The sequence below is a fragment of the Gammaproteobacteria bacterium genome (assembly GCA_011682695.1).
Lineage (GTDB): Bacteria > Actinomycetota > Acidimicrobiia > Spongiisociales > UBA4744 > BMS3Bbin01.
Window position 1 is genome coordinate 1 of record JAACED010000088.1, and the last position, 6,086, is coordinate 6,086.

Sequence of the window (6,086 nt, forward strand, 5' to 3'; positions counted from 1 at the left end):
ACGCCGGCGAGTACCCCGGCGAACACGTGGGTGAACACTCCGGCCATGCCGCCGAAGACGAAGACCCTGACGAAGACGAAGACGAGGGGGACGAGTGAGTTCAACGCTGCGTGACCCGACGGTGAGGACCGGTCTGAGCCTCCTCGGCCGAACTCTGTTGCGGTATCGGAAGGCGTCGGCGCTCTCGATCGGCAGCGCCCTGCTGTGGATGTCGATGGTGGCGCTCGTGCCGTACCTGACGAAACTCGTCGTGGACCGCGCCATCGACGGCAACCGGCCCGATCTCCTCGTGCCCCTCTTCTGGCTGATCGTCGCCGTCGGATTCCTCAAGGCGCTCGGCATCGGTGGACGCCGCTTCTTTGCGTTCAGCCTTTCCTACCGTGCCGAGACCGACCTGCGCAACCGCCTGTTCGAACACGTCCAGCGCCTTGCGTTCAGCTTTCACGACAAGGTCCCGACGGGGGAGCTGATGTCGAGAGCATCGTCGGATCTCTCGCAGGTCCGCCTGATCTTCGCCATGATGCCGATCACGATCGCGAACGTCGCCCTCGCGGCGATCATCGTCGCTGCCCTGATCGCGCTCGACCCCGTCCTGGGCGTGGTCGCCTCTCTGTCGGTGCCGGCGCTGTTCCTGCTTGCCAATCGCTACGCGACCCGGATTCTAGGGGTGTCGTGGGAGGTGCAACAGAGACTCGCCGATCTCTCCAGGGTCGTCGAAGAAGTGGTGGCCGGGGTGAGAGTGGTGAAGTCCTACGGCCAGGAGGAGCAGGTCGTCGGTCGCCTGAGCCGCAGCGCCGATCGGATCTTCGGGCGGACGATGGAGATGCTGCACCTGCGGTCGGTGTACGTGCCGATGTTCGAGATGATCCCGGCCCTGGCGACCGCGGCAGTCCTCGCCATCGGTGGGACCCGTGTTGTCTCGGGAGCGATGACGCTGGGCGACTTCGTCGCGTTCACCCAGTACATGGCCGTGCTGATGTTCCCGCTGCGGATCACCGGCTGGTTCTTTGCGGAGCTTCCCCGGTCGGCCGCCGCCGCGGCGAGGGTGACCCAACTGCTCAAGACCGCTCCAGATGTCCAGACCCCCGAGAAACCGGTGCCTCTGCCCGACGGGCAAGGTGCGCTGCGCTTCTCCCATGTCTCGTTCGCCTACCCGGACGGTTCCGCCGTGCTTCGCGATGTCGACCTCACGATCCCCGCCGGCACGTCGGTTGCACTCGTCGGATCGACCGGATCGGGCAAGACGACCTTCGCCTACCTCGTGCCCCGCTTCTACGACCCCGACAACGGCTCGATCTTGCTCGACGGCGTCGACATCGCCAGTCTGCGGATCGACGACCTGCGCAGCCAGGTGGCGCTCGTGTTCGAGGAGCCGTTTCTGTTCTCGGCGAGCATCGGCGAGAACATCGCGTTTGGCGCCCCCGACGCGACGGACGAGCAGGTCCGGCTGGCGGCTCGTCTCGCGCAGGCGCATGAATTCATCTGCCGGCTCCCCGACGGCTACGACACGGTGGTCGGAGAACGCGGCTACAGCCTCAGCGGGGGACAGCGCCAGCGGATCGCGCTGGCACGGGCGATTCTGCGGGACCCGCGGGTCTTGATCCTCGACGACGCTACCTCATCGGTCGACGCCGTCACCGAGATGGAGATCAGGCAAGCGCTCGAGGAGGTGATGGCGGGCCGGACGACGATCATCATCGCCCACCGCACCTCCACATTGACCCTGGCCGACAGGGTGGTGCTGCTCGACGACGGTGAAATCATCGCCTCGGGGACGCACGAGCAGCTACTCGTCGAGTCGGCCCGATACCGCGAGGTGCTGGCCGAGACCGGCGTGATGCAGAACGGCGCGACACCATGATGTACGCACGCTACGGCGGGGAGCACGAGATCGACCGCCCGCTCAGGTTGCTCGCCAGAGCAGGGCGATACGGTCGCCCACTGCTCGGGGCGGCACTGTGGGCGCTGCTGCTCACGATCTTCGCCACGGTTGCGAAGCTGGCGGTCCCGCTGGTCCTGCGTTCGGGGATCGACGGTGGCGTCATGGCGGGAGACGTGGGGGTCATTCTGCGGGCCACCGGTGTGTATCTCGTCGTGCTGATCGCCCAGTACTTCACGCAGCGTTTCTCCCTCTACGAGGTGGCAGCCGTCGGCGAGCGGTATCTGCGTGATCTGCGGGTGCGGGTGTTCCGTCACATGATGAGTCTCGACATCGCCTTCTACTCTCGGTCGAAGGTCGGTGTGCTGGTTTCGAGGATGACATCGGACGTCGAAGCCTTGACCGCGTTCGTCGATCAGGGTGCGATCTCGGTGATCACGAGCGGGCTCATGGTGACCGGTGTGACGATCGCGATGTTCTCGATCGACACGACGCTGGCCTGGACGGTGCTCGCCCTGCTGCCGGCCCTCGCCGGTGTCTCGATGATCTTTCGCAAGTATTCCAACAGGGCGTACAAGGCGATCAGGGAGCAGATCGGCCGCGTCCTGGGGACGCTGCAGGAGGGGATCTCCGGTGTCCGGGTGGTGCAGGCGTACACGCAGGAGCGCCGCCAGGCCGTCGAGTTCGGGCGTGTGAACCAGAAGTACTTCGAAGCCAACATACAGGCGGCGAAGGCGATCGCCTCGTACTTCCCATCGGTCGATTTCATCGCCACCGTCGGGACCGGCCTGGTGCTGCTGGTCGGTGCCCGCCGGGTACTCGCCGGCGAGCTGAGTTTCGGTTCTCTCGTCGCGTTCTTGCTCTACCTCGGGTATTTCTTCGATCCGATCGTGCAGCTCTCCAACGTCTACAACCTGCTGCAGGCGGCGCTCGCTGCGCTCTCGAAGCTGTTCGGGATCCTGGACACGAAATCCGACCTGGCCAAAGCGTCGGAGCCGATTCACCTGCCCGATGGAGCGTGCGGTGAGGTCGCGTTCGAGAACGTCACGTTCGGATACGACCCGGACCTGCCGGTGCTCTATGACGTGAACCTGCATCTGCGGTGCGGAGAGCGACTGGCAGTCGTCGGTGAGACCGGCGCGGGCAAGTCCACGATCGCCAAGCTCGCCATCCGCTTCTACGACCCGACGAAAGGTCGCATCACGCTCGACGGCGTGGACCTGCGAGACCTCGACTATGAGGAGCTGCGGCGCAGCATCGTCATGGTCCCTCAGGAAGGGTTCCTGTTCGCAGGATCACTGCGGGACAACCTGACGTTCGCCCGGCCGGGCATCGATGACGAGGAACTGTGGCGGATCTGTGAGACGGTTGGGATCTCGGACTGGGTGAGGAGCCTGCCCGAACGCCTCGATACGGACGTGCGCGAGCGCGGGAGCAGGCTGTCGTCGGGAGAACGCCAGCTCGTGGCGCTCACCCGGGCGCTCGCCGCGGACCCGGCGGTGATCGTGCTCGACGAGGCGACCTCCAACCTGGATCCCGAGACCGAGGGGATCGTCGAGGCCGCCCTCGACCACCTGCTGGAGAACCGAACGGCGATCGTGATCGCCCACCGATTGCGCACTGCGAAGCGTGCCGACCGGATCATCGTGGTGGACGGCGGGCGGATCGTTGAAGAGGGTACCTACGAGGAGCTGCTGAAGGCGGGGGGCGCCTTCGCCCGCCTGAACGAGGTGTGGGAGCGAGGGGTTGGGATACAATAACCACACAAAGTGGTGGCGCAAATGCCAAGAGTGGTGTAGCGTCCGGTCACACTGAGGACTCACCTCACGAAGCTGGGAAGCTGGATCGAGGAGTGAACATGAGACTGAGACGATTCGGGGTTATCACCCTGGTGATGGCCATGGTGCTGTCGCTGGCGGGGCTTGCGTATGCGGACGATCCAGCACCGGCTGGAGCGGAAGCAACGGCCGGTTCTGCTCCGGCGGTTGAGCCGGGGAGCGAAGACTTCACTCTGTATGTGGATCCCGCCGCGGACCCACTCGTGGAACTCCTGGAGTTCGCCTTCTACTGGGGTTTCCCAGAGGGCGACGGCGAAGATCCGTGCAGTGAGTTGCAGGATGGCGGGCAGTGTCTCGACGTGTCTGGGCCGAACGGACAGGTGAACCATGGGCAGTTCGTGTCGGCGTTCGTCCACTGGCTCAAGAGCGAAGACGGGATGGACGCTCTCTCGGGGTACGAGGGCAAGAAGGGCCACCTGATCAAGCAGGTCGCCAAGAGCGACCTCGGCAAAGGCCAGTGGAAGAAGGATCACGGACTCATCGCTGCCGACGACCTGAGCGAGCTCGAGGCGCCCGAGGTCGAAGCACCTGACGCCCACGGGTCGAACCACGCAAACGGCCACGAAAAGAAGAAGAACAAGTAGGTCTCTGACCCTGACCAGTCCGGGAGCGGCCTTCGGGCCGCTCCCGTCGCGTCGACCCCTGCTTCCCCTGAGAAGCATGAGGCCGAGTACCCTCCGGCGGTACAATTCCCAGCTCCTGATAATATGCACTACCTCCGTAGTGCAAAAGGTGTGCAGCATGTCCACAGTTGATCTCGACCTCGGCGCATACTCGCTGGGATGGCACGACTCGGAAGAGACGACGGTCTTCAAGGCGCGCAAGGGCCTCAACGAGGACATCATCCGCGAGATGTCGGCCATGAAGGGCGAGCCGGAGTGGATGCTGCAGTTCCGCCTGAAGGCCTACAAGCGCTTCCTTCGCAAGCCGGTGCCGACCTGGGGTGGTGGCAGCATGCTCGAGGAGATCGACTTCGACGACATCTACTACTACGTCAAACCGACCGAAGGCACCGTCGAGGACTGGGACATGGTCCCCGAGTCGATCCAGGAGACATACGAGAAGCTGGGGATCCCCGAGGCCGAACGCAAGTACCTCGCGGGGGTAAGCGCCCAGTACGACTCCGAGGTCGTCTATCACCGCAACCGTGAGGACCTTGCGAAGCAGGGCGTGTTCTTCTCGGACATGGATACCGCCCTCCAGGAGCATCCGGACATCCTCCGCAAGTACTTCGGGACGGTGATCCCTCCCAACGACAACAAGTTCGCCGCCCTGAACTCTGCGGTCTGGTCCGGCGGTTCGTTCATCTATGTGCCGCCGGGCGTGCACCTCGACCAGCCGTTGCAGGCGTATTTCCGGATCAACGCCGAGAGCATGGGACAGTTCGAGCGGACGCTGATCATCGTGGACGAGGATGCCTTCGTGCATTACGTCGAGGGCTGCTCCGCGCCGATCTATTCGAAGGATTCGCTGCATGCGGCGGTGGTCGAGATCATCATCAAACGAGGTGGCCGCTGCCGCTACACGACGATCCAGAACTGGTCCCGCAACGTCTTCAACTTGGTCACCAAGCGTGCCGCCGCGTATGAGAACGCGACCATGGAATGGGTCGACGGAAACCTGGGATCCCGCCTCACGATGAAGTACCCGGCCGTGTGGATGATGGGCAAAGGCGCCCACGGCGAGGTGCTCTCCATTGCGTTCGCCGGCGACGGCCAGCATCTGGATGCCGGAGCGAAAATGGTGCACGCGGCGTCGGACACGACTTCAACGATCACGTCGAAATCGATCTCCAAGGGCGGCGGGCGGGCCGGGTATCGCGGGCTGGTCCGGGTGGAACCCGGGGCCGAGAGGACCAAATCGTTCGTACGGTGCGACGCGTTGATCCTGGACGCAGACTCACGCTCGGACACGTACCCCTACATGGAGATCGAGGAGGCGGACGCCCAGATCGGGCACGAGGCGACGGTCTCGAAGGTCGGTGAGGACCAGCTGTTCTATCTGATGAGCCGTGGGCTCACCGAGGAGCAGGCGACGTCGATGATCGTCGCGGGGTTCATCGAGCCGATCGTCAAGGAACTCCCCATGGAGTACGCCGTCGAACTCAATCGCCTCATCGAGCTGAACATGGCCGAGGCCGGCGCCGTCGGCTAGTGCCTTGGCCAGTAACGTTCGGGGTGTCGATGCCGAGGCAGGGGCGTCGCGTCGACACGGATCGACCCGACAGTTCGACTCGAACGAAAAGGACGGGTCGATCCGAATCGATCGCAAGACGCGCACAACGAAGGCGCACCTGCAGGTGCGTTGAGGCGGAGAACGCAGCGAGCGGCGTTCCTGGCCGGCAGAACACCGCAAAGGTTGCCGGTCGA

The 6,086-nt window shown here is 64.3% G+C and carries 4 protein-coding genes; all 4 read left to right on the forward strand.

Annotation, left to right across the window (positions count from 1 at the left end; genetic code table 11):
- Positions 1–94 precede the first annotated feature (94 nt).
- Positions 95–1,861: an ATP-binding cassette domain-containing protein gene (locus GWP04_11800; GenBank protein NIA26237.1), complete on the forward strand. Its 1,767-nt coding sequence runs from the start codon at positions 95–97 to the stop codon at positions 1,859–1,861.
- Entirely contained in the window at positions 1,858–3,639 is a 1,782-nt protein-coding gene (locus GWP04_11805) for an ATP-binding cassette domain-containing protein (protein ID NIA26238.1), read from the forward strand. Before GWP04_11800 ends, GWP04_11805 begins: the two co-directional genes overlap by 4 nt.
- 98 nt (positions 3,640–3,737) lie before the next feature.
- Positions 3,738–4,301: a hypothetical protein gene (locus GWP04_11810; protein NIA26239.1), complete on the forward strand. Its 564-nt coding sequence runs from the start codon at positions 3,738–3,740 to the stop codon at positions 4,299–4,301.
- 157 nt (positions 4,302–4,458) lie between these two features.
- Complete coding sequence (sufB, locus tag GWP04_11815; GenBank protein ID NIA26240.1) at positions 4,459–5,871, forward strand: Fe-S cluster assembly protein SufB; 1,413 nt, start codon at positions 4,459–4,461, stop codon at positions 5,869–5,871.
- Positions 5,872–6,086 lie beyond the last annotated feature (215 nt).

Coding starts and splice junctions, on each gene's coding strand:
- GWP04_11810 (NIA26239.1), top strand. CDS start 3,738: ATGAGACTGAGACGATTCGGGGTTATCACCCTGGTGATGGCCATGGTG.
- sufB (NIA26240.1), top strand. CDS start 4,459: ATGTCCACAGTTGATCTCGACCTCGGCGCATACTCGCTGGGATGGCAC.
- GWP04_11805 (NIA26238.1), top strand. CDS start 1,858: ATGATGTACGCACGCTACGGCGGGGAGCACGAGATCGACCGCCCGCTC.